Source organism: Nonomuraea glycinis (assembly GCF_014646515.1).
GTDB classification, from domain to species: Bacteria; Actinomycetota; Actinomycetes; order Streptosporangiales; family Streptosporangiaceae; genus Nonomuraea; species Nonomuraea glycinis.
The window spans coordinates 901,092-924,405 of the sequence record NZ_BMNK01000002.1 but is presented as its reverse complement, the minus strand read 5'-3'; the positions used below and the strand labels follow the sequence as shown (position 1 = coordinate 924,405).

Annotated in this window: 25 protein-coding genes; 8 read left to right on the top strand and 17 right to left on the bottom strand. The window is 70.2% G+C overall.

The window, feature by feature from the left end; all coding sequences use genetic code 11:
• Positions 1–167 precede the first annotated feature (167 nt).
• From IEY87_RS09545 to IEY87_RS09535, 3 genes are read left to right on the top strand one after another with little or no spacing between them, the layout of a single operon-like run.
• The gene (locus tag IEY87_RS09545) at positions 168–731 is read left to right on the top strand and encodes a hypothetical protein (RefSeq protein WP_189138107.1); all 564 of its coding nucleotides are present in this window, start codon (positions 168–170) and stop codon (positions 729–731) included.
• Entirely contained in the window at positions 731–922 is a 192-nt protein-coding gene (locus tag IEY87_RS09540; RefSeq protein WP_189138106.1) for a hypothetical protein, read from the top strand. The genes IEY87_RS09545 and IEY87_RS09540 overlap by 1 nt, the downstream gene beginning before the upstream one ends.
• The gene (locus IEY87_RS09535; RefSeq protein ID WP_189138105.1) at positions 883–1,434 is read left to right on the top strand and encodes a hypothetical protein; all 552 of its coding nucleotides are present in this window, start codon (positions 883–885) and stop codon (positions 1,432–1,434) included. The genes IEY87_RS09540 and IEY87_RS09535 overlap by 40 nt, the downstream gene beginning before the upstream one ends.
• Before the next feature lie 4 nt (positions 1,435–1,438).
• Here IEY87_RS09535 and IEY87_RS09530 read toward each other — a convergent pair whose 3' ends face one another.
• From IEY87_RS09530 to IEY87_RS09475, 12 genes are all read right to left on the bottom strand, one after another.
• A complete protein-coding gene (locus IEY87_RS09530) occupies positions 1,439–2,143 on the bottom strand; it encodes an IclR family transcriptional regulator (protein ID WP_189138104.1) in 705 nt (234 codons plus the stop codon).
• An 85-nt stretch (positions 2,144–2,228) separates the two neighbouring features.
• Positions 2,229–3,740 carry an FAD-dependent oxidoreductase gene (locus IEY87_RS09525; RefSeq protein ID WP_189138103.1) on the bottom strand — a complete coding sequence of 504 codons (1,512 nt, stop codon included), beginning with the start codon at positions 3,738–3,740 and terminating at the stop codon, positions 2,229–2,231.
• Between the two features lie 55 nt (positions 3,741–3,795).
• Positions 3,796–4,668 carry an amidohydrolase family protein gene (locus IEY87_RS09520; RefSeq protein WP_189138202.1) on the bottom strand — a complete coding sequence of 291 codons (873 nt, stop codon included), beginning with the start codon at positions 4,666–4,668 and terminating at the stop codon, positions 3,796–3,798.
• Positions 4,668–5,090, bottom strand: a complete 423-nt coding sequence (locus IEY87_RS09515; RefSeq protein ID WP_189138102.1) for a MaoC/PaaZ C-terminal domain-containing protein — start codon at positions 5,088–5,090, stop codon at positions 4,668–4,670. Before IEY87_RS09515 ends, IEY87_RS09520 begins: the two co-directional genes overlap by 1 nt.
• A complete protein-coding gene (locus IEY87_RS09510) occupies positions 5,087–5,533 on the bottom strand; it encodes an FAS1-like dehydratase domain-containing protein (RefSeq protein ID WP_189138101.1) in 447 nt (148 codons plus the stop codon). The genes IEY87_RS09515 and IEY87_RS09510 overlap by 4 nt, the downstream gene beginning before the upstream one ends.
• Positions 5,530–7,164 (bottom strand): AMP-binding protein, encoded by a 1,635-nt coding sequence (locus IEY87_RS09505; RefSeq protein WP_189138100.1) that lies wholly within the window; start codon positions 7,162–7,164, stop codon positions 5,530–5,532. The genes IEY87_RS09510 and IEY87_RS09505 overlap by 4 nt, the downstream gene beginning before the upstream one ends.
• A 40-nt stretch (positions 7,165–7,204) precedes the next feature.
• Positions 7,205–8,380, bottom strand: a complete 1,176-nt coding sequence (locus tag IEY87_RS09500; protein WP_225277732.1) for an acyl-CoA dehydrogenase family protein — start codon at positions 8,378–8,380, stop codon at positions 7,205–7,207.
• A 19-nt stretch (positions 8,381–8,399) separates the two neighbouring features.
• Entirely contained in the window at positions 8,400–9,599 is a 1,200-nt protein-coding gene (locus IEY87_RS09495; protein ID WP_189138098.1) for an FAD-dependent oxidoreductase, read from the bottom strand.
• Positions 9,599–10,717, bottom strand: coding sequence for an alpha/beta hydrolase (locus IEY87_RS09490; RefSeq protein ID WP_225277725.1), 1,119 nt, complete (start codon positions 10,715–10,717; stop codon positions 9,599–9,601). The genes IEY87_RS09495 and IEY87_RS09490 overlap by 1 nt, the downstream gene beginning before the upstream one ends.
• A gap of 86 nt (positions 10,718–10,803) precedes the next feature.
• Positions 10,804–11,304 carry a VOC family protein gene (locus IEY87_RS09485; protein ID WP_229699312.1) on the bottom strand — a complete coding sequence of 167 codons (501 nt, stop codon included), beginning with the start codon at positions 11,302–11,304 and terminating at the stop codon, positions 10,804–10,806.
• Positions 11,305–11,397: 93 nt separating this feature from the next.
• Positions 11,398–12,483, bottom strand: a complete 1,086-nt coding sequence (locus IEY87_RS09480) for an alcohol dehydrogenase catalytic domain-containing protein (protein WP_189138095.1) — start codon at positions 12,481–12,483, stop codon at positions 11,398–11,400.
• Between the two features lie 31 nt (positions 12,484–12,514).
• On the bottom strand, positions 12,515–14,017 hold the full coding sequence (locus IEY87_RS09475) for an aldehyde dehydrogenase family protein (protein ID WP_189138094.1): 1,503 nt from the start codon (positions 14,015–14,017) through the stop codon (positions 12,515–12,517).
• A gap of 178 nt (positions 14,018–14,195) precedes the next feature.
• Here IEY87_RS09475 and IEY87_RS09470 point away from each other — a divergent pair, with 178 nt between their 5' ends.
• Positions 14,196–15,197, top strand: a complete 1,002-nt coding sequence (locus tag IEY87_RS09470) for an aldo/keto reductase (RefSeq protein WP_189138093.1) — start codon at positions 14,196–14,198, stop codon at positions 15,195–15,197.
• A 22-nt stretch (positions 15,198–15,219) separates the two neighbouring features.
• Here IEY87_RS09470 and IEY87_RS09465 read toward each other — a convergent pair whose 3' ends face one another.
• The 5 genes from IEY87_RS09465 to IEY87_RS09445 are packed head-to-tail and all read right to left on the bottom strand — an operon-like array spanning position 15,220 to position 20,111.
• Positions 15,220–16,101: a CoA transferase subunit A gene (locus IEY87_RS09465; protein WP_189138092.1), complete on the bottom strand. Its 882-nt coding sequence runs from the start codon at positions 16,099–16,101 to the stop codon at positions 15,220–15,222.
• Complete coding sequence (locus IEY87_RS09460) at positions 16,098–17,684, bottom strand: class I adenylate-forming enzyme family protein (protein WP_189138091.1); 1,587 nt, start codon at positions 17,682–17,684, stop codon at positions 16,098–16,100. Before IEY87_RS09460 ends, IEY87_RS09465 begins: the two co-directional genes overlap by 4 nt.
• Positions 17,685–17,697: 13 nt before the next feature.
• Positions 17,698–18,465, bottom strand: a complete 768-nt coding sequence (locus IEY87_RS09455; protein WP_189138090.1) for an alpha/beta fold hydrolase — start codon at positions 18,463–18,465, stop codon at positions 17,698–17,700.
• A complete protein-coding gene (locus IEY87_RS09450; protein WP_189138089.1) occupies positions 18,465–19,310 on the bottom strand; it encodes an alpha/beta fold hydrolase in 846 nt (281 codons plus the stop codon). The genes IEY87_RS09455 and IEY87_RS09450 overlap by 1 nt, the downstream gene beginning before the upstream one ends.
• Positions 19,311–19,316: 6 nt before the next feature.
• Entirely contained in the window at positions 19,317–20,111 is a 795-nt protein-coding gene (locus IEY87_RS09445; protein ID WP_189138088.1) for a CoA-transferase subunit beta, read from the bottom strand.
• 193 nt (positions 20,112–20,304) lie between these two features.
• Here IEY87_RS09445 and IEY87_RS09440 point away from each other — a divergent pair, with 193 nt between their 5' ends.
• Genes IEY87_RS09440 through IEY87_RS09425 form a run of 4 tightly spaced genes read left to right on the top strand, consistent with a single transcriptional unit; the run spans position 20,305 to position 23,312 of the window.
• Positions 20,305–21,195, top strand: coding sequence for a DUF6282 family protein (locus IEY87_RS09440; RefSeq protein ID WP_189138087.1), 891 nt, complete (start codon positions 20,305–20,307; stop codon positions 21,193–21,195).
• 16 nt (positions 21,196–21,211) lie between these two features.
• On the top strand, positions 21,212–22,141 hold the full coding sequence (locus IEY87_RS09435; protein ID WP_189138086.1) for a cupin domain-containing protein: 930 nt from the start codon (positions 21,212–21,214) through the stop codon (positions 22,139–22,141).
• Complete coding sequence (locus IEY87_RS09430; protein WP_189138085.1) at positions 22,138–22,905, top strand: HpcH/HpaI aldolase family protein; 768 nt, start codon at positions 22,138–22,140, stop codon at positions 22,903–22,905. The genes IEY87_RS09435 and IEY87_RS09430 overlap by 4 nt, the downstream gene beginning before the upstream one ends.
• Entirely contained in the window at positions 22,902–23,312 is a 411-nt protein-coding gene (locus IEY87_RS09425) for a lipocalin-like domain-containing protein (protein ID WP_189138084.1), read from the top strand. Before IEY87_RS09430 ends, IEY87_RS09425 begins: the two co-directional genes overlap by 4 nt.
• Positions 23,313–23,314: the final 2 nt, after the last annotated feature.

The window sequence follows — 23,314 nt, the reverse complement described above, 5'->3', positions numbered from 1 at the left end:
CCCGAAACCAGCTTCACCGGTACAACTCAGCCGCCGGATGGGCGGTCACAGGACGTGGAGACTCCGGGATACCGGGGCCTGTGAAGCGTCAAGCATCCTGTCCCACAGTCTCGCCCGCACCCGCGCCGCGAGCTGCTGCGTAAGCAGCACAGGAATCCTCCACATTCATGTGGAGGAGCACGTCAAATGTTCGATCCGGACAAGGAGAGGAGAGCCGCGTCGGCGGTGCCTTCCGGCATCTGGACGCCGCGCTGCAGGAGATCGCCGGGCAGTTGCTCACCGGCGACGAGTACCCGGACGGCAAACTCCCCCACTACATCGCGGTCTGCATCACGAAGTACGACGACCCGAACGTGCTGGGCAGGGCGGTGAACGGCGGGTTCACCGAACGCGATCCCGGCGACGCGCTGCGGATCCCGCACGTGCCCGAGGAGCGGGTCCGCGACTTCTTCCGACTGCTGTGCCGGGAGGCCTGGGACTACAACGCGGAGATGATCCTCGACCTGATCGAGGCGAACTTCCACGCCGACCGCATCAGATACTTCGTGACCTCGGCGGTCGGCATGTACATCGACGAGCGGGGCCGCTTCGACCCCGACGACTTCCTCAACGTCATCCACAACCCGAACGGCAAGCTGACGATCCGGGGCGACATCCGCCCGATCAACGTCATGGAGCCGGTGCTGTGGCTCGGCCGCATGCTCCGTCCCGGGACGATGAGGAGCGGCTGATGGTACGGCTGACCCCCCACTGGGCGACCCTCGGCAAGCAGCCGGCCAGCCTGGACGACTACGAGGTGATCGACCGCAGCGCGGGGGCGATCACCAGGCGAGACATGCACGACGCGCTGGTGAAGGAGCACTTCGCCGGCGACGCGTCGCCGTGCGGGCCCGCAACCGCAAGGTGCTGGACATCGTGCTGACCGAGACGAAGGTGCGCGCCCGGGTAGCCGATCCGCGGGTCATGGAGTCCATCACCCGCGCGTTGCCCCGGCACCGCTATCTCATCGAGGCGATCGACTCCAGCTGCTCCGCCGAGGAGAGCGTCGACTACTACCAGCAGGTGCTCGTGATGGGCCATCGCGCGCAGCTCACCTCGGCCGACATCAAGGAGATCTTCCGGGAGATCGGCCATCCGCCCCCGCCGTTCCAGCTCGCGATCGTGGCCGAGAGCGGGCGGGGGACGGACGCGGCGCTGCTCCGCGCGCTGGCGAACGGCATGCTGCGGGACCTGAACCTGACCGGCCGGCCCATCGCCGATCGCGTCCGGGCCGGCCTCGACCGGGTGACCGCCGCCACGGGCGACGACGGCAGCGGTCGCCGGACGTACCAGCTGGGCTCTCAGACGCTGGTCCCCACCTTGGGGAAGGTGCTCATCGGCGGGGTGATCGTCGTCGTCCTCGTCGCGCTGCTCGCCGTGCGGGTGTGGCTCTGACCGGCTATTCCCGGGCGGTGATCTGCTCCGCGGTGGCGAGCAGGCGTTTGGCGGTGCGCTCGACGTCCAGGTCGACCATCGACACTATGCCGAGACTCGCCTCGAGCGACTGCCCGTCACCGTCGTAGAGCGGCACGGCGATGCCGACCGCGCCCGGCGTCAGGTTGCCGCGCGATACCGCGTAGCCGCGCTCGCGCGCCTCGACGACCCCGGGCGGGTCGTCGGCCTCGGGCGGCCGGGCCAGCATGATGGCCAGGCCGCTGGCCCCCTGGTCGAGCGGATGCCGGGCGCCGCTGCGCTGGGACAGGTGGAAGACCGCGTCGGACGGCTCGACGACCGCCAGCACCACGGCGTCGGCTCCCTCCGACACGACGCACTGCGTGGTGACGCCGAGCTCCTCGGCCAGCGTCCGCAGGTAGGGGACGACCGCGCGCCGCAACTGCGGGTTGGCCTGCCTGGCCAGCTGGATGACGCCCAGGCCGAGCCGGTAACGGCCCGAGCTGCCCTCGGCGGCCAGGCGGTGGTTGCGCAGCGTGGTGAGCAGCCGATAGACCGCCTGCCGGTGCATGCCCAACGACGTGGCCAGCTCCGCGACGGTCATGTCGCGGTCCTCCACGGCGAGCAGCTCCAGCAGTTTCAGGCCCCGATCCAAGGTCTGGGACCCGTTGCCCTGACTCCCGCCGTCCCCGGCGCGATCACCAGTGCTCACGTCAAGCCATCCCTACCGCTGTCGGTTTTCACAACGCGCACTATGCCGATATTGCTGAGGCCCAATGTCATTTGTCGCATGAGAGTCAACTCCCGACAGTCTGGTCGGCTGCGGCATTATGCCCGGCGATCCGGCCGAACGCGAGACATTCGGCGATACTGCCGCCACCTGTCGGATAAAGCAGACCGTGCAAGGATCCTAGCTCACCAGCGGAGTAGAGATTGTCTATCCAACCGCCGTGAATCGAGGCCACCCGCGCTTTCGCGTCACGGCGCGGCCCTCCCACGGTATGCGAGCCCCCCGGCCATAGCGGAACCGCGAAATAGCGGTCACCGCCGAGCGGGGTCAGCGTGCCGGGATCGCGGCCGAAGTCGGCGTCGACGCCCGCCGCGCAGTGCTCGTTGTAGCGGGCGACCGTCTGCTCCAGCGCGACCGGGTCGAGTCCGCAGGCGCGGGCCAGTTCGGGGATCGAGCCTGCCGACTGGATCCAGCCGCGCCGCAGTTCGGCCACGTTGTCCTCGCTCCAGGTGTAGTCCTGCACCGGCCCGGTGGGGCCCGAGTAGGTGGGGACCAGCGTCGCCCGATCGAAGCGGGTCTGATCGAATATCCACCACGTCGGAATCCGGGGGTAAGTGAGCTGATCGGCGTCCATCGCCAAAAGCGACAGATGGGCGGCGTGCTGCTTGCCGGGCTCGCCGATGAATCGCCGGCCCGACCCGTCGACGAAGATCGACCCGGGCGGCCGCACGCCCTCGGCCGGTCCGAACCGGCCTGATCCCCACAGGTCGATGCCCGTTCCGCCGGTGTATCCGGCCTCGGGGAATCGCGCCACGAAATGCCCCGGCCAGACATTCATGTGCCACAGCTCCGCGCCGATTTCGGCCGCCATGGTGATGCCGTCTCCGGTGTTGTGCTCGGTGCCGTAGAAATGCACCGGAGTGACCGGCAGGTACTGCGTTTTCAACCGGTCGCTGGCCTCGAAGCCGCCGACCGCGAGCACGACGCCGCGACGTGCGCCGATCCGCTCGACCCCGTCGGCGCCTTCGGTCTGCACCCCGATGACCGCGCCGCGCGAGTCGGTGAGCAGCCACTTGGCCGCCGTGCCGTACCGGATCTCGATGCCGCGCTCGGCGACCAGGCTCCGCAGGAAGCCGTGCATCGGGCAGCCGGTGTAGCCCTCGGGACCGCTCGTGGGCTGCGCTTTGTAGACCCTGATCGACTCGTGACCGGGCAGGGAGGGGTGTTCGCCACGGATGTCCAGCTTGAGGTACTTGCCGCCGTGCCGGTCGAGCCAGTCCGGGTTGGCCGCCGTCTCCTCCGCCCAGGTGCGGATCAGGTCGGGCTCGATCAAGGGCAGCTCGCCGTTGACCGCGTACAGCGCGGACAGGTACTCCACCGCGCCGTCCACGTCCTGCGGCACGAGGAAGAAGCCGGCGGCGTAACGGCTGTTGGGCCGGTGATCGCCGGCCGCCTGCTTCTCGATGACGAGCACCTCGGCGCCCTCGTCGTGCGCGGTCACCGCGGCGACCGCACCGGCGTCGCCCAGACCGAGCACGACCACGTCGACCGTCCGATCGAAGGGACCGGTGTAATGCATCGCGACCTCCTTAACCGAGCACTGTCCTAAGCGAGCGCTGTCCTGCTGAGTGCCGTCACGTGAGTCCGAAGAGTTTGGCCGCGTTCTCCTTGAGGATCTTCGGCCGGACCTCGTCCCGGATGGCGATCTTGGCGAAGTCGGCCAGCCACCGCTCCGGCGTGATCATCGGGAAGTCCGAGCCGAAGAGCACCTTGTCCTTGAGCAGCGTGTTCGCGTACTGCACGAGCTGCGGCGGGAAGTACTTCGGCGACCACCCGGACAGGTCGATGTACACCTTCGGCTTGTGCATGGCGACCGAGAGCGCCTCGTCCTGCCAGGGGAACGACGGGTGCGCGAGGATGATCTGCAGGTCGGGGAAGTCGACGGCCACGTCGTCGATGTGCATCGGGTTGGAGTACTTCAGCCGCAGCCCGCCGCCGCCCGGGGTGCCCGCGCCCGCGCCGGTCTGGCCGGTGTGGAACAGCGCGGTGAGCCCGTGCTCGGCGATGACCTCGTACAGCGGGTAGGCCATCCGGTCGTTCGGGAAGAACCCCTGCGAGGTGGGATGGAACTTGAAGCCGCGGACGCCGTACTCCTCGACCAGCCGCCGGGCCGCCCGCACGCCCGCCGCGCCGCGATGCGGATCGACGCTCGCGAACGGGATGAGCACGTCGCTGTGCAGGGCCGCCTGCTCCGCGATCTCCTCGTTGGTCGGGGTCTGCTCCCGGCCGCTGACGTGCATCGCGTCGACGCCGAAGACGATCGCCGCCATGTTCCGCTCGCGGTAGTACTCCGCGATCATGGGGACGGTGAACTTCCGGACCGCACCGGCCTTGAAGTAGTCGGCCATCGCCGAGAACTTGTCGTTGTCACCCGACTCCGGCGCCTCATGCACCGATATCTGCACGTGAGTGTGCACGTCGATCGCATCCAGCGCGGCGATGTCCATCACGCCACCGCACTTTCGTCGGCGACGATCGCGGTGGCGCTGCCGGACAGCACTTCCACGCCCGAGGCGTTCACCGCCGAGACGGTGAGCTCGGCGCGCCGCTGCCCGTCGACCGTCTCCACCGCGGTGACGGTCGCCGTCGCGGTGATGGTGTCGCCGGGCCAGACGGGCGCCTTGAACCGGGCGCGGTAACGCCGGATGTTCTCGTGCCCGAACCAGTCGGTCAGCACGCGGCCGGCCAGGCCCATGGTGAGCATCCCGTGCGCCATGACGGTCGGGTTGCCGGCGATCTGGGTGGCGAACGGCTCGTCGGTGTGCAGTGGGTTGAAGTCGCCACCGGCGGCGGCGTACATCACGATCTGTGTGCGTTTGAGGTCCGTCACGACGACCTTGCGCACTTGCTGGTCGGTTGCCACGGTCATCGGCCCGCCTCCGGGGTGTCGTCGTCGGTCTTCGGCTTCGGGGTGACCGTAACCGAGACCGTGGTCGAGCGGGCGACCAGCTCCTTATCGTCGTCGAAGAAGTCGACGTGCCGCTCGGCGAAGTTGAGGACGCCGCGCCCGCCGGTCTTGCTCCACGTCCGTCCCTCCCGCTTGACGGCCGTCAGCGTCTCGCCGACGCGGATCGGGCGGAAGTACTCGAACTCCTGCTCGGCGTGCAGCCCGCCGGCGCCGCCGGACGACTGGCCCGGCCCGGCGCCGGAGCCGTTCCACGGCACGCCGGGCCGCATCCGCAGGCCCCAGTCCGGGTCGAACTGGGCGAAGGCGATCGGGAAGGTGGGCGCGATCACGTCCGCGTCCTCACCCAGGGCGCGGGCGAAGGCCCGTACATGGCCCTGCTCGATCGGGAACGGTATGCCGGTCACGACGCTGTCTCCTCTGCTTTCACCTGGCTGACCGCCAGCTCACGAGCGGACGCACGGTTGATCTTGCCTGCCGGGCTCCGGGGAAGCGAGTCGACCCGGACGATCCGGCGCGGGCGCTTGTAGCCGGCGAGCCTGTCGCTCACGTGCCGGCTCAGCGTCTCGTCCTCGACGTCGGCGAGCGCGTCCGCCGGGGCGACGACGGCGACCACGATCTGCCCCCAGCGCGGGTCCGGCACGCCGACGATGACCGCGTCGGTGATCTTCGGGTGGGTCAGCAGCGCCTCTTCGACCTCTTCCGGGAAGACCTTCTCGCCCCCGGTGTTGATCACGCCGTCGCCCCGGCCGAGCAGGATCAGCTTGCCGTCCGCGTCCAGCGAGGCGAGGTCGCCCGGCGCCGAGTAGCGGACGCCGTCGATGACCCGCCAGACCTTGGCCGTCCGCTCCGGGTCCTTGAGATAGCCGACCGGCTGCGCCCCGGCGCTGGCCAGGATGCCGATCTGGCCGGTGCCCGGCTTGATGTCCTGGTCGTTCTCGTCCAGGATGCGGGCGACGGAGGCCAGCATGAACCGCCCGTCCGCCACGTCGGCCTCCGTGCGCGCCACGGCCAGCCCGAACGGCCCGCCTTCGGAGGCCGAGATGTTGTCGACCAGGGCCAGGCCGTCGCCGTGCCGCAGCAGTTCGCGCTTGACGTCGGCGCTCCAGATGACGCCGGAGCTGGTCATCTGGTTCAGGCTGCTGATGTCGTACGGCTGCCCGGCGCTCTTGGCGGTGGTCAGGGAGTCCACCAGGGGGCGGCCGAACGCGTCGCCGACGATGACCATGTCGGTGACCGCGTGCTGCTGGACGGTCTGCCACACCTCGTCCGCGTTGAGGGACTTGGAGGTGCAGAAGCAGATCGTGCCGCCGCCGTACAGGCTGCGCAGCGTCTGCATGAGGCCGGTGCCGTGGATGAGCGGCGACATCGGCAGCACGATGGGAGTGAGGTTCCTCTCGTGCAGCTCACGGACGGCGGCCCGCACCTCGCTCGGCGTCTCCGGCACCGGGAGGTCGTGCTGGCGGAAGACCGACGAGATGATGCCGAGCAGGCCGTCGCGGTCCCAGATGACGCCCTTGGGGCGGCCGGTCGTGCCGCCGGTGAGCAGGATGATGCCGTGCGGCGAGTCGGTGTTGATCTCCTCGTGGACCGGGCCGTGCTCGGCCGCCCACTCGAAGGACACCGCCGGCGCGACCGGCTCGGCGGCCGAGCCGGCTTCCAGGAACAGGCCCAGCTTGGGGAGTTCGCCGTCCATCTGCTGGACCTGGGCGGCCAGGGTGGTGTCATAGACGAACGCCGCCGCGTCGGTGTAGTTGAGCACGTAGTGCAGCTCGGGGGCGAGGTAGCGGTAGTTGATGTTGACCGGCTGCGCGCCCAGCTTGAACACCGCGTACATGATCTCCAGGTACGCGAACGAGTTGTACAGCGAGATCGCGACGACCGAGCCGGGGCCGACCCCGCGCTCCGCCAGGACCCCGGCGAGCCGCGAGGAGCGGGCGTCCAGCTCGGCGTAGCCGACCTTCCGGTCGCCCTGGATCATCGCGGGCCGGTCGCCCGCGCCTTCCGCCGCGGCGCGCAGGGCTACGGCGATGCTCATCTTCTGTGCGGTGGGCCCAGTGGAGTCAGGCAAGGTGGTCTCAGGCAAGGTGGCCTCCGATTCGGGTATGACCGCGCAACAGGTCGCGCGAGAGAATGAGCCGCTGCACCTCGTCGGTGCCTTCGAAGATGCGCATCGCACGGACGGCGCGATACCACCCCTCTAGGGGAAGCTCCTTGGTGTAACCCATCCCGCCGTGTATCTGGAGCGCACGATCCACGACACGGCCGACCATTCCGGTGCAGAAGAGCTTCGCCATGGCCGAGGCGTGTCTGGCGTCGGCTCCCCGATCGACGTCCCATGCGGCGCGCAGGGCGAGCCAGCGGGCCGCTTCGAGCTCGGTCTCGGAGTCGGCGATCATCCACTGGATCGCCTGGTTCTGGCCGATCTTGCGGCCGAAGGTCTCGCGCAGGCCGGCGTAGTCCACCGCCATCTTCAGGCAGCGCTCGGCGATGCCGACGCACTGCGCGGAGATCACGTAGCGGCCCTTGCCGACCCAGCGCATGGCCAGCTCGAACCCGCCGCCGACCTCGCCGAGGACCTTGCCGGCCGGCACCCGTACGTCGTCGAAGGAGAGGGAGGCGGGCTGGTGCCAGCTGCCCATCGTGCTGATGCGCGAGGAGGTCCAGCCGGCCTCCCGGTCGACGAGGAACGCGGTCGCCCCGTGGCGGGCGCCCTTGTCCCGGTCGGTCAGCGCGATGACGATCGCGTAGTCGGCGTCGTCGCCGTTGCTGATGAACGTCTTCTCGCCGTTGATCAGCCAGTCGTCGCCGTCCCGCCGCGCGTAGGTGCTGATCGCCCCGGCGTCCGACCCGGCGCCCGGCTCGGTCAGCGCGAAGCAGCCGAGGCGCTCGCCCTCGATCGTCGGCTTCAGGTATTCCTCCTGCTGGGCCGCGTCGGCGCCGTACAGGATGTTGTCGGCCTCGCCGCCGAAGCGGAAGGGCACGCAGGTCTTCGCCAGCTCGACGTTGATCAGCGACTGGGTGACCGCGGGGAGCGCCATCCCGCCGTACTCCTCGGGCGTGCTGAGCCCCCAGAAGCCGAACGCGCGCGCCTTGGCGCGCAGCCGGCGCTCCTCGTCCCGGGGCAGCCGCGCGCCGCCTTCACGCACCAGCCGGAGAAAGTCCTCTTCCAGCGGAAGAATCTCCTTGGTGACGAACGCACGCACGGTGTCGCGGATGTCCCGCTGTTCGTCACTCAGCTCGAAGTCCATCAGATCTCCTTCGGTACGCCGGTCATCCGGCCCGCGGCGGCAGGTCGTGGGCGCGTACGTTGGAGATCATCGCGGCGTCCATCATCCAGTCGTGGGCCCGCAGCGGATCCGCCACGATCTCCGACATCTGAAGCTGGAACTTGCGCCGCTCCGACTCGTCCTGCTCCGCCATCGCGGTGGTGGTGCGGTGCGTGAGCTCCTGCACCGCCTCGACCGCGGCCTTGCGCCTGCGGTGCGCCCAGGCGTCCAGCACGTCCGTGCCGGCCTCGCCGCGGAGCACCGCGCTGAGCTGGATGGACAGGTCGAACGCGTCGTGGATGCCGCCGTTGAGACCCATGCCGCCCATCGGGCTGTTGACGTGCGCGGCGTCGCCGAGCAGCAGCACCCGGTCCCGGCGGAAGGTGTCGGCCACCCGCTGGTGCACGGAGTAGATCTTCCGTTCGCGCAGCGGCAGCTCGGGGTGGTCGCCGAAGACGCCGCGCAGCCGGTCCGCGACGTACTGGTCGGACAGGGCCTCTTCGGAGGTGACGTGCGGCGGCACCGAGACGACGATCCGCCAGACGTCCGGCACCCGCAGGATCAGCAGGTGCTCGACGGGGTCGGCGATGTAGTTGACGTCGCAGATCCCCGGCAGCAGCGTCTCCACCGGATAGTCGATGCTCAGCACGAGATAGCGATGCTCGTAGGTGAGCCCCTCGAACGAGCTGCCGAGCGCCTTGCGGATGGTGCTGCGCGCGCCGTCGGCGGCGAGCACCCAGCGGGCCGCGATCTGCTCTCCCGAGGTGGTGGTCAGCAGCGCGCTGTCCTCGTTCTGGCTCATTCCCACCACACCCGTGGACAGCCGTACGTCGACCGGGGCGGCGGATTCGTTGATCGCGTCCTTGATGATTTGAGTGTACTTGTACTGTTCGAGCTGCAGCCTGAAGGGATAAGCGGTCTCTCCGGCGAGCATGCCGAAGTCGAACTCGGCGATCAGCCCGTCGCGGCGGTCGTGCACCTGGTACTTCCGCGCGACGATGCCGGCTTCCAGCATCGTGGAGACGACACCGAGGTCACGGGCGATCTCGATCGTCGGCGGGTGGAAGGTCGAGGCCCGCCACTCCTTGCTGAGCTGGTCGCTCTCCTCCAAGACGGTGACGGACGCGCCCCGTCTGGCCAGCGCGAGAGCGGCGGTGAGCCCTACCGGGCCGGCGCCGACCACGGCCACGTCGATGATGCCCATCACTTGCTCCACTCGGCGATGTGGTCGCACATGATCCTGGCCAGATCGGGGCGACCTTGGAAGTAGTGGTCCGCGCCCTTGATCTCGACCAGCTCACGCCTGTCGTGCGTGACGGCGTCGTACATGGTGCGGGCGTGGCTGGGGAAGGCCGCGCAGTCGGCTGATCCGTAGACGACCATGACCGGCGCCTGCACCTCGGGCAGGGCCACGTAGGCGTTCGCCCGGCTGTTGTCGTAGCTCCACTGGCTCAGCCAGGACCGCAGGCTGGAGAGGTGGCCCAGTGACGCCGGCCGGAAGTTGGCCGCCCAGGGGCTGCCCCACAGGGTGCCGGCCTGCCGGTCGGACGGGTCGAGGGTCAGGTCCAGGAAGCGCGGGTCGGCGGCCGTGCCGTGCACGACGAAGGGAAGGTCGTCGGGCGCCACCTTCTCCCCGGTCGCCGTCTCGCGGACGTGCCCGCGCAGCGCTTCGAGCTGCTCGGTGGCCCAGGCGGTGATCCGGCGGTTGCGCTCGATCTGGGCGAGGCGGTAACGCTCGACGAATTCCTCGCCGTACGCCGGGCCGTTGGCCGGGTCGAACATGTCGAGCGAGGCGTCCCGGTCGAAGGGCCGGTGCTCGTCGGTGATGGCCGGATCGAGGCCCTCGGTGTAGACGATCGCCCGGCCGGGGTGCGCCATGGCCATGACGATCTTGTCAGCCGGGATGAGCCCGGCGCCGACCAGGTCGACGGGGTCGCCGGCCGGGGTGTGGGTGATGGTCGGGTTCTCCGCCTGCGCCTGGTAGAGCGCGGCGAGCCCGCCGCCGCCGGAGTTGCCGACCAGGATCACCCGCTCGTAACCCAGCTCGCGAAGGTGCCGGATCGCCGCGCCGATGTCCAGGAGGCAGTTCTCCATGATGAGCGCGGAGTCGTTGCCGACGTAGCGGGTGGCGAGGCCGACCGCGGCCACCCCGCGGGCGGCCAGCTCCTCCAGCGCGTAATGACCGATGAAGTTGGATGCCGGGTGGACGATCAGCACGGCCGTCGACGGCGGCCGGAGATCGTCCTTCCAGAGGGTGGCCCAGATCTTCCCGCTCAGTCTGGCGACACCGGAGTTGATGTCCAGGCGTCCGCCAGGTGTCATCGGTATGGGGAGTAGTTCGCGGGACAGCACGGGGCGGCTCCTGATCAGCGCGGATGGGGCAGGTGTGGGATCGGCGGGGCCGTGCGCTACCCGCGCGCGGTCCACTTCCGCAGCGTCTCGGCGCCCGCTCGCGCGTCGGCGTCGTTGAGAGAGCGCGTCTGGAACGTCAGCTCGATCCGGACACCGTTCGGGTCGAAGATGTACAAGGACTCCCAGACCCCGTCATGGTCGACGATGCCCACCGTCTCCACGCCCTTGGCCGCGAAGTGCGCCTTCCACTCGTCGAGCTCCTCCATCGAGTCGACGTTGAGCGCGATGTGCCGCACCCAGGAGGGCACCGAGTCAGGGCCGGGGTTGGGCATGTCGTCGACCTCGAAGAAGGCGATGGCGCTGCCGTCGCCCAGGCCGAAGAAGGTGTGCAGGTAGGGCGTGCGGGCTCCGTTGGAAGGCACCTCGTCCAGCTGGATCGCGGTGAGCAGCTCGCACTTGAGGACCTCGGTGTAGAAGTCGTGCGTGGCTTGGGAGTCCCACGTCGGATAGGCGATGTGGTTGAGCGAGCGCGGTGCGCGGAGATCGGCTGTCGCCATCATCTGATCCTCAGTGTGTGTCAATTATCGGACAAGTAGTCCGGAATTTGAATTGATTGTCCGGCCGTGGATGTCAACTTGTCAACTACGACCTCAGGGAACGACCACGCTGCGCAGCGCTTCTCCGGCCAGCAGCCGGTCGTACCCCTCCTGTGCGTCGGTGAGGCCGAACGTGCCCGAGACGTACTCGTCCAGCGGCAGCCTGCCCGCCAGATAGAGGTTCGCGAGCAGCGGCAGATCCCGGGCCGCGACGCAGTCGCCCCAGATGGAGACCCGGATCGACCCTCCGGTCAGGAACAGCCGCCGCATCGGCACCTCGGCCATGTCCCCCTGCTTGGGGGCGCCGACGATCACCAGCCGCGAGCCTGCGGCCCGCAGGCCGTCTGCCGTCGCGAAGGTGGCGGGCCCGCCGACCGCGTCCAGGACGACGTCCGCGCCCAGGCCGTCGGTCAACTCGCGTACGCGGTCGCCCGGGTCCTGCTTGGACGCGTCGATCAGGTGGGTCGCGCCGAACCGCTCGGCGACGGCGAGCTTGCCGGGATTGGTGTCGATCGCGATGATCTGCCGTGCCCTCGCGTACGCGGCCCCGGCGATGGCCGCGATTCCCACCCCGCCGCAGCCGATCACCACCACGTCGTCGGCCGGCCCGACCTCCGCGGTGTTGACCGCCGCGCCGAAGCCGCTGGGCACGCCGCAGCCGAGCAGCGCGGCGATGGGCGGCGGCACCCTCGGGTCGATCGCGATGGCCTGCCTGGCGCGCACGATGACCCGTTCGGCCAGGCCGCCGACGCCGAGCACCGGGGTCGCGGCGACGCCGTCGCCGAGGCCGACCTTCGGCCGGCGCGGCAGCTTCGACGCGCACGCCTCGGGCCGTCCGGAACGGCAGTGCTTGCACTCCCAGCAGGCCACCATCGGCGCGACGACGACGCTCTCGCCCGGCGCGACGCCCGTGGCGTCCGGCCCCAGGGCCTCGACGACGCCGGCCACCTCATGGCCGACCAGGTAGGGGAAGTCCGTCCCCGACGTGCCGTGCATGAAGTGCACGTCGCTGTGGCACAGCCCGCAGGCGGTGACCCTGATCAGCACCTCGTCGCCGGTCAGGTCCCGCAGCGGGATGTCCTCGAAGGTCAGCGGCCCGTGCGCCTCTCGGACGACGGCACCTCGGTAGTGCTCGGACATGGCTCACTCCTCGGATCGAGTCGGCTGAAGGTCAGTACCAGCGGGGCGCGTCGGCGGCGGCGGTGTCCACGATCACCGTCTTGAGCTCCGTGTAGGCCTCATGGCCCACCCGGCCGAGCTCTCGGCCGACCCCGGACAGGCCGACGCCGCCGATGGGGGCGTCCAGCGCCAGCGCCCCGTAGGAATTGATCCAGAAATAGCCGGAGCGGACGGCTCTGGCGGTGGTCAGCGCCCGGTCCAGGTCACGGGTCCAGCAGCCGCCGACCAGGCCGAAGGGCGAGTCGTTGGCGAGCGCGACCGCCTGCTCCGCGCCGCTGAACCGCTGCACCGTGAGCACCGGCCCGAAGACCTCGTCGTACACGATGTCGGGCACGCGCGGCAGGTCCGCGGGGATCTCCAGCACGGTCGGGGCGAGGAACGCGCCGTCGGGATGGGCGCCGGGCGGCCGATCGCCGCCGGCCAGGACGCGGGCGCCCTGCTCCACCGCCGTGTCGATCATCGCGCGGACCCGGGCGGCCTGGCCGGCCGAGATGAGCGCGCCCAGCTGGGTGTCCGGCGCGAACGGGTCACCGACCCGGATCGAGCGCGCCACCTCCACGACCCGCGCGACGAACGCGTCCGCGATCGACTCCTCGACCAGGAGCCGGGAGCCGGAGAAGCAGCGCTGGCCGGCGTTGCGGAAGATGCCGCCGACCGTGGCGTGCAGGGCGGCGTCCAGGTTGGCGTCGGCGTAGACGATGTTCGCGGACTTGCCGCCGAGCTCCAGCAGCACCCGTTTCATCCCGTCCGCCGCCGAGCCCATCACCTGCCGGCCGACCGCGGTGCTGCCGGTGAACGACACCATGCTCACGCCGGGATGCTCGACCAGCCGGCGGCCGACCTCTCCCGCGCCCTGGAGCACTTGGAGGAGACCGTCGGGCAGGCCGGCGGCGGTGAGAATCTCGGCGAACACGGGCGCCGCCAGCGGGCTGAGCTCGGGCGCCTTGATCACGATCGCGTTGCCCGCCGCCAGCGCCGGCCCGGCCTTCTGCGCCGCGAACATGAACGTGGTGTTGAACGGGATGACCGCCGCCACCACCCCCACCGGCTCCCGGAAGGCCATCCGCAGGGTGGAGCCGTCCGCCGGCAGCGTGATGCCTTCGAGGGTGGCGGCCCACCCCGCCGCGGCACGCAGGTGGGCCGCCGCCACGAAGACGTCGCCCCGCGCTTCCGCCAGCGTCTTGCCGTTGTCCAGCGCGACCAGGTGGACGAGCCGTGCGGCCCGCGCCTCGATCAGGTCGGCGGCCGTGCGCAGGATCCGCGCGCGTTCGTGCGGGGAGGTGCGCGCCCAGGCGGGCTGAGCCGCGACGGCGCCCGCGACGGCTTCGTCGACGAACTCGGCCGTGGCCGCCTCGACGTCCGCGATCAGTGAGCCGTCGCCCGGGTGAGAGGTGGTGAAGACCGCCCCGCCGCCGCCGCGCAGGACCCCTCCGGCGAAGCTGTGCGCGGCCGGCGGCTCCGCGATGGCGACGTACTCGGACAGTTTTGTGCTCATCGAGGAGTCTCCTTGGGCCAGATCTGTGCCGCGGCCCAGGTACACATGCGGCCGATTCAGGTACGAAGAACCGTGACTGCCTGCCGGACCAGCGCTCTTTACCTCATCTGCACCTGAACGCTACCATCAAAATTCAAATATAGGACTCATCGTCCGATAAATGGAATCTGGAGATCCCATGGAGTTCACTCACCTCGGTCGCAGCGGTCTGACGATCAGCCGATTGGTCCTCGGCACGGACAACTTCGGCACCCAGACGACCGAGGAGGACGCGTTCCAGATCATGGATCACGCCCACGAGCTGGGGATCAACCTGATCGACACGTCCGACGTGTACGGCTGGCAGTTCGGCGAAGGCCTGACCGAGCAGATCATCGGCCGCTGGCTGGCCACCGGCGGCGGCCGCCGCGAGCGCACGGTGCTCAGCACCAAGCTGTACGGCCGCATGTCCACCTGGCCGAACAACTTCGGCCTGTCCGCCCTGCACATCCGGCGCGCCTGCGAGGCGTCGCTCCGGCGGCTGGGCACGGACTACATCGACATCTACCAGATGCACCACATCGACCGATCGACCCCGTGGGACGAGATCTGGGAGGCGATGGACGTCCTCAAGACCCAGGGCAAGATCGTCTACGTCGGCTCCTCGAACCACCCCGGCTGGCACATCGCCGGCGGGCAGGAAGCCGCCGCCCGGCGCGGACACCCGGGCCTGGTCAGCGAGCAGACCATCTACAACCTGCTGGAACGCACCGCCGAGCTGGAGGTCCTGCCCGCCTGCGCGCACTACGGCGTCGGCATGATGCCCTGGTCGCCGCTCGACGCCGGCCTGCTCGGCGGCATCCTGCGCAAGGAGCGGGAGAACAAGATGGGCACGCCGCTGCCCGGCGCCAACGTGGCGACGCACCGGGGCAAGCGGCTGATCAAGCTGGACCGGCACCGCGCCGCCATCCAGGAGTTCGAGGACCTGTGCGAGGAACTCGGCGAGAACCCCGCCGACGTCGCGATGGCCTGGCTGCTGGGCCGGCCCGGCGTGACCGCGCCGATCATCGGGCCGCGCACCCTGGCCCAGCTCGACGCCGCCACCCACGCCTTCGAGGTGTCCCTGGACGACAAGACGCTCGACCGCCTGGACGCCATCTTCCCCGGCCCGGGACCCGCGCCGGAGGCCTACTCCTGGTAGGCCCCCGGGTGACCGGACCCGCTCAGCGGAACGTCTGCTGGAGACCCAGCAGACGCCGGGCGCCCACCTTCTCCAGATACTCCTGGTGGTCCTTGACCCCGTACACGTACTCGTCCAGGTATTCCTTGGTCCGGTCCTGGGCGGCGAAGTCGCGGTACTCCACCAACTGCTCCCGGTCGTAGGCGTAGTGCCCCGGCGAGGACAGCGGATGCGAGCCGTAGGGCGCGTGGGCGACGATGTCCACGATCGCGCCCGGGATGGACACCAGGCGCGGATCCGGGGCCGGAGCGTACTCGTCCAGGATCTCGTCCGAGCTGATGATGACGTGGTCGCTCGCCTTCGCCATCACGTCCTCGAACCGCCGCTGGCCGAAGATCTGCGTGTTGCCCTTACGGTCGGTGACCTGCGCGTGGAACAGCCCGTAGTCCGCCCGCAGCGCGGGCACCGTGGTCACCGTACGTCCGGTGTAGGGGTCGGTCGTCGTCTTGATGGCCTTGTTGACCTTGGGCAGGTCGGTGCCCTCGTACAGCGGGGGAAGCGGCAGGAACGGCAGCGTGCTCGCGCCGGCGCGGAAGCCGTAGACGATGTACGCCTCATCGCCCTCGACGATCTCGATCGACTGGCTCTCCGCGGCCCGGCGGTAGTTGGGCGCCATGCCGAGAAACTCCAGCCCGACATAGGACACATGCAGCTTCCGCACACAGCCCGCGGCGATGAGCATGTCCACCGGCGCGCCCGCGCTGGGCGTCGGGATCAGCTCCAGATCCCTGGCCCCGCGCCGGATCAGCGCGTTGACCAGCGCCATCGGGCCGTTGTGGGAGTGCACGCCGCCCAGCGCGATCGTGGCTCCGTCGGGGATGCCGGCGACCGCCTCCTCGGGGGTCGTCACCTTGTTCGCGCTCATCGCCTGAACTCCTTAGCCGGACCGGCGTCGCCGCCGGTCGTCACCTCGCCGAGCAGGTGCGTCCCAGTGACGCGCTTCAGCTCAGCCCTCCTGATCTTGCCGCCCTCGTCGACCGGCAACTCGGTCACGAACTCCACCTCGCGCGGCCGCTTGTAACCGGCCAGCCGCTCGGCGCAGTAGTCGAGAACCTGCTGCTCCGTCAGCTCCACGCCGGGCGCCCGCTGCACCAGCGCCTTGACCGACTCGCCGAACCGCTCGTGCGGCACGCCGATCACCGCGGCGCGGGCGACGCCGGGGCAGGCCTGCAGCACCGCCTCGACCTCGCCGGCGTACACGTTCTGCGCCCCCGACCGGATGACGCCCTGCGCCCGGTCGGCGAGATAGATGTAGCCGCGCTCGTCCCGCCAGGCCATGTCGCCGAGCCGCAGCCAGCCGTCCTTGAGCACCGCGCGGGTCACCTCCGGCTGGCTCCAGTAGCCGGAGAACACGCTGGCCGCGCGGATCCGCATCTCGCCGGTCTCCCGGACGGCCACCTCGCGGTCCTCCGTGTCGAAGATCTTGACCTCGGCGAACGCGGCCGGCCTGCCGACCGGGACGATGGAGGCGGCCTCGGTGCGCAGGAAGTTCCGGTGGTCGTCCGGGGTCAGCAACGCCACGAATCCACCCGCCTCCGTCGCCCCGAACGCGTGATAGAAGTCCAGGTCCAGCGCCTCCGCCAGGGACCTGATCAGGCTCCAGGAGACCGAGGCGCCGCCGTACCCCACCAGCTTGAGCGCGCTCGCGCGGGTGAGGTCGAGGTCGGGCAGCGCGCGGACCAGGTCGACCAGCATGGTCGGCACCAGGAAGGCGTGCTCGACCCCGAACCTGTCGATGTCCTCGACGAACGCGGCCGGGTCGAAGCGCCTGCGCAGCAGCAGCGGGACGCCGAGGTAGGCGGTGGTCGTCACGTAGGACGCGCCGACCCCCAGCGTCAGCGGCACCGAGATCCAGGTCGGGCCGCCGCGCGGCACGTTGACCTCGCACAGGTAGTTGGCCGTGCTGGCGAGCTGCTGGTCGTGCGTGGCCATGCAGCCCTTGGACGCGCCGGTGGTGCCGCTGGTGTAGCGCAGCGAGCGCAGCTCGTCGCCGGTGCCCGTCACGGGCACCTCGCCCGGGTCGCCCGAGGCGACCAGGTGCACGAACGACCCCTGCTCGTCGTCGCCCAGGCCGATGGTGTAGATGCCGCGGATGCCCGGCACCTGCCTGGCCGCCTCGACCGCGGCGGGGGTGTCGCAGATGATGATGGAGGCGCCCGAGTGGGTGAGGATGCGGGCGATCTCGGGGGCGGTCAACCGGGTGTTGATCCCCACGGTGACCAGGTTGGCCTTCCACGCGCCGTGGAAGGCCGTCACGATGTGATGGCAGTTGGACATCACCAGCGCGACCCTCTCCTGCGCGCGGTATCCGAGCCCGATCAGCGCGTTGGCCAACCGGTTGGTCTCGATGTCCAGCTCGGCCCAGGACAGCTGGGCCTGGTCGCAGATGACTGCGGGCAGCGGGCCTCGTCGTACCGCGTTCTGCCGCAGCAGGTTCTCGATTCGCATGGGTGTCCGTTCGTCAGCGGTCGAGCGCCCGCTCGACCAGGTCGGCGATGAGGTCGGGGCGCTCGATGTGGACGTTGTGCCCCGCGCCGGGCAGCACGGTGACCGGGTGTCCGAGGACCTCGGCCATGTCCGCGGGCTTGATGCCGGGGTCGTGGTCGCCGCAGGCCAGCTCGACCGGGCAGGTCACCCGGCGCATGCGGGCGGCCAGCTCGGGACCGGTGGCCGGGCCGGACTTGGCGATGCCGGGGTCGCCGGAGAGTCCGTAGCCGTCGTCGCGGGCGGTGACCCCGCTGCCGCGATCCTCGTCGGTGAAGGCGGGTCCGGTCATCCCGGACACCCGTCCGAACAGCTCGCGGGCCTGCTCCTGGTCGGCGAAGACCCGGACCGGCCGGCCGGCCCCGACGGCTCGCCGGGTCAGCTCCTCCTCGGTCCAGGCGACCTTCATCGCGACCACCGCCAGGGACACGACCGTGAGGCCGCGCGTCCCGTCGGCGAGGGCCATCCCGATCATCCCGCCGAGCGAGTGGCCCACGACGGTCACCGGGTCCTGGACGCCGGTGAGCGCGGCGGCCACCGCGTCGGCGTAGCCCTCGGGCGAGTAATCCTGGCGATGGCCGGAGCGGCCGTGCCCCGGCAGGTCGGCGACGAGCCGGCGGCAGCGGGTCCCGCGCTCGCGGAGCTCCGCCAGCACCGGCTTCCAGACGGCTCCTGACGCGCCGGAGCCGTGCAGGAAGAGCACCGCCGGGCCGTCGCCGTCGGACTCCAGGTATACGTCGGCCATCACGCCTCCGCCTTCGTTCGGGCGAGGAACCCGAGCGCGGCCTCGACGAACTCGCCGGCGCGCTCGATCTGCGGATAGTGCCCGCTGTCACAGATGGTCTCGGTCCGCGCGCCCGGGATCTGGGCCGCCAGTTCCTGCCAGGTCAGCGGGGGCACCAACCGGTCGTGCTGGCCCCGGATGAGGAAGGTGGGCACGGTGATGCGGCTGTAGTCGCGGGCGGGCGGGCGCACATGCGGCCGTCCCTCGCCGTCACGTCCCGGTGCCCGCAGGTTGCCCGCCGCAGCGGTCTCCCACGCCCCGCGCACCATGCAGTACTCATGGCGGCGGCGCAGGTAGTCCTCGCTGTTCTTCCAGCGCGGGTCGTGGAAGAGCACGTCCATCGAGGGGCGCAGGCCGTCGAGCGTGCCGTCGAAGTCCTCCAGCACGGCACGGGCCGCCGCCACCGGAGCGGCCAGGCCGGTGCCCACCACGACCATCGACCGGATCGGCCACTCGGGCGCCGGCCGGTTGGCGACGTCGAGCAGCATCCGCCCGCTGAGGGACGTGCCGATGAAGTCCGCCGAGTCGATGCGCAGGGTGCGCAGCACGCCGGCGACCTGCCGGCGCATGAGCCGGCGCTGGCCGCCGCCGAAGTCGCGGAGTTTGTCGCTGTGCCCGAAGCCGACGAAGTCGAGCGCCAGCACGCGGTGGTGCTCGGCCAGCGCCGGGATGCAGTTCTCCCAGGCGAGCCGGGCCGAGGCGCCGTACTCGCCGCCGTGCAGGAGGATCAGCGGCGGGCCGTCACCGGCCTCCAGGTAGTGGGTCGTGCAGCCGTCGGCGACAACGTACCGATCATGGAAGCTCATCGGCGCTCAGGCCACGGACGGGTAGCGGCGCAGCACACCGTCGCGGTCGACCTGGGTGCGGAGCAGGGTGAGCTCCTCCTCGCTCGGCGCGCCGACGGTCTGCACGTCGTCGGCGATCAGCAGCTCGAAGCCGGTCGCCGCCTGGATCTTCTCGATGCTGCTCCACGGGTGCACCTTGAGCACGCGCATCCGCTTGGTCTCCGGCTCGAAGTCGAACACGCCCAACGGGGTGAACACCCGCCGGGGGCCGTCGGACTCGGGGCGGTAGACCTTGGCGCGGGCGTCGCCGCCGTCCAGCCAGCCGGCGCCGCTGACGAAGTCGACCTTGTCGACGAAGATCTTCGGCGTGTGGTGCTGGGTATAGATGTAGCTGGTCTTGAAGCCGCCGGTGAAGATCAGGCCGATGGTGCCGGGTCCGCGCACCTTCGGCTTGTCCCAGTCACCGATCATGGCCATGTTCAGGTTGCCGAACTTGTCGATCTGCATCCCGCCGAGGAAGGCGAAGTCGAAGCGCATCGCCGTCTCGAAGTCCACGACGTCGTCGAGGCTGAAGTGATACTCGCTCGTCACGAGGTTGCGGTAGTCGGCCGAGGACTCGGTCAACCGCTGGATCTTCGGGTTCATCGCGCCGCTGCCTCCACAGAAGAAGGAGAGGTTGGGCGCGTGCGTGAGCTGCGCCAGGCGCAGCCCGGCGGCTGGGATGTGCGATGCGGCGCCCACGGAGCCGAAGGCCCCGTCGGCCATCTCGTGCGAGATGGAGATCGCCATCATCTCCGCCCAGGTATAGGTCGCCTCCGGCACGTGGCCCCCAATCGGGTTCGAGCGACAGCGCAGGTCATCGCGCTGGACATCTCGCCGGGACAAGTACTTGTCAGAACAGCGAGTCGCATTTATCGTACAGTAAGTCCGTAATTTGTAACAATGCTATCGTGACGGTGTTTCTGTCAAGGGTCATCGCGCCCTGGCCGGTGGCTACCGCGCAGGAGGAACAACGATGACCCGACCCGCTATCGAGCGAGTCCTGCACGGCCTTGTCGACCTGCACTGCCACTCCGGGCCCAACCCGCTGCCGCGCAAGTTCGACCATGTCCAGGCCGCGAAGGACGGCGAACGGCTGGGCATGCGCGCCTTCCTGGCCAAGTCCCACCATCACAACACGGTGATGGACCTGCTCGCGATGGGCGAACGACTGTCCGGCGTGCGCACCGCCGTCTACGGCGGCATCGCGCTGAACAACCAGGTCGGCGGCATCAACCCGTACGCGGTGGAGATGTGCCTGCGGATGGGCGGACGGTGTGTCTGGTTCCCCACCATCTCCTCCAGTGCGCACGTCGACCACCACAACCGCGGCGGCGGCTTCCCCAAGCCGACGATCCCGCTGACCACGACCCAGGTGGACGTGCGCGGCCCGGACGGCGCGCTCATCCCCGAGGTCGGCCAGGTCATCGAGGTCATCGCGGAGACCGGCGCGCTGCTGTCCGCCGGGCACATGGCCCCCGACGACATCCGCGAGGTCTTCACCGCCGCGCGCGACGCCGGGGTCCGGCGGCTGATCGTCAGCCATCCGAACTTCGTGATCGGCTCCGACCCGGCCCAGTGCCGGGACTTCATCGAACTCGGCGCCTACATCGAGCACGAGACCAGCATGTACGACCCCGAAGTGGCCAACGTACGGTGGGGTCCTGAGGTGCTGATGGACTGGATCGAGCGGATCGGGCCGGAGCACACCGTGCTCGCCTCCGACCTCGGCCAGGTCGGCCGCCCGATGCCGGTCGACTCCTTCATCCGCGTCGGGTCCGCGCTGCTGGATCTCGGGCTGCCCGAAAAGGACCTGCGGCAGATAGTCCGCGTCAACCCGTCGTACCTGCTCGGCCTGGACGACTGACCGAAGGACGAATCACATGTACAGCCCCACCGATCCGCGCGCCGCGCTCAACACGAACACGAGCACGACGGATCCGCACGCCCCGATCGCCGCGCTGGCCACCTACGAGTTCCTGGCGCTGCCGCCCGACGAGGTCTCCGACCTCGGCAGCAAGACCTGGTACGTACGCGGCCAGAACTTCGTGCTCGCCTTCACCCGCCTGGTCTCCGGCGACACGCTGGCCCGCGACGCCGCCGCGCAGAAGGAGGAGTACGTCATCGTCCTCCCCCACGACGACGTCACGATCGACGTGAGCGCCGGCGCGGAGAGCCAGAAGGTGTCCGGCAGCGGCGTCGTCATCGTGCCGCCCGGCGACAGCGCCGTCACCGGCCACGGCGACGGCGACGTGGTCCGCCTGTTCGACGTCCGGACCACCGACGTGCTCGCGCGCTGCGGCAACGCCGCGACGTACGCCGAGGACCACCCGCGCGTCGCCCTGCTGGAGCCGTGGCCCGACCCGCCCGCCGGCCACCGCCTGCGCGTCTACCGCAACGCCGACTTCCCGCTGCGGCCCGGCCGGTTCGGCCGGATCTTCCGGTCCAGCGCCTTCATGGTCAACTTCGGTGACCCCAAGGACGGGCCGCGCGACCCCGACCGGCTCTCCCCCCACCACCACGACGACTTCGAGCAGTGCTCGCTGACCGTCGCCGGTGACTACATCCACCATGTCCGGACGCCCTGGACGTCGAAGCGCTCGCAGTGGCGCGCCGACGAGCACGCGGCCGTCGGGAGCCCCGCCGTGGCGATCATCCCGCCGCCCACCGTGCACACCAGTCAGGCGGTCGGCGAGGGCGTGCACATGCTCATCGACATCTTCAGCCCACCGCGCGCGGACTTCTCCGCCAAGGCCGGCTGGGTGCTCAACGCCGATGAGTACCCCGCCCCGGAGCACGTGACGACCGCATGACCTTCTTCGCTACCGCCTCCGCCCAGACGCCCCGGATCGGCACCTGGATCAAGCTGGCGACCACCGAGAGCGTCGACATCATGGCCAGCGCCGGATTCGACTTCGTGGTCATCGACCTCGAACACGCCCCCCTCGATCTCACCCTCGCGGCCCGGATGATCAGCGCCGCCAACGCCTACGGCGTCGACCCCCTGGTCCGCGTGCCCGACCATCAGGGCTCGACGATCCAGCGGGTCCTCGACGCCGGCGCGCGGGGCATCCTGGTCCCCCACGTCGACTCGGTGGCCGACGCCGAACGGGTGGTGGCGGCCACCCGCTTCCCGCCCCTCGGCAACCGGGGCGCGGGCGGCACCAGCCGCGCGGGCAGGTGGGGGCTGACCGGCCGGGACGAGTACATCCGGGTCGGCAACGAGGACGTCGTCTGCATCCCCCAGCTGGAGAGCCCGGCCGCCATCGACGCCGCCGACGGCATCCTCGCCGTGCCGGGGGTCGACGCGGTGTTCTTGGGCGCCGGTGACCTGTCCGTCTCCCTCGGGGTCCGGGTGACCGACCCCGTGGTCAAGGAGTCACTCGACCGGGCGCGGGCCGCGGCCGCCGCCGCCGGCAAGCCCTGCGGCGCGGCCTGCGTGGACGCGCCGTCGGCCGTCCGGGCCGCCGCCCTCGGCCACCAGTTCCTCATCATGGGCAACGACGCCACCATGCTCGCCCGCACCGCCCACACGATGGCGCAGGCGTTCCGGGAGCAGATCGGCGCCACCTCGTGATCATCGGAACCTGGCAGCTCGTCGACTACGTGATGGAGGGCGAGCCCGACGACGGCGCTCGCCCCCTCGGGGACCACCCGCTCGGCCGGCTCATCTACGGCGCCGACGGCCACATGTCGGTGCAGTACATGGCCGGCGACCGGCCGCGCCTGCGCTCGGACAACTGGCGCTGGGCCACCGACGCGGAGAAGCTCGAGGCCGTACGGACCTACGGCGCGTACGCCGGACGCTACGAATGGTCCGGCGACCGGGTCATCCACCAGGTCGAAGCCGCCATCTACCCCAACTGGATCGGCGCCAAGCTGGTCCGCCTCGCCGTCGTCCACGGGGACCGGCTGATCCTGCGCGCCGAGCGGACCCCCGGCCGGCCGCCCACCCCCATCCTCACCTGGGAGCGCATCCATTGAAC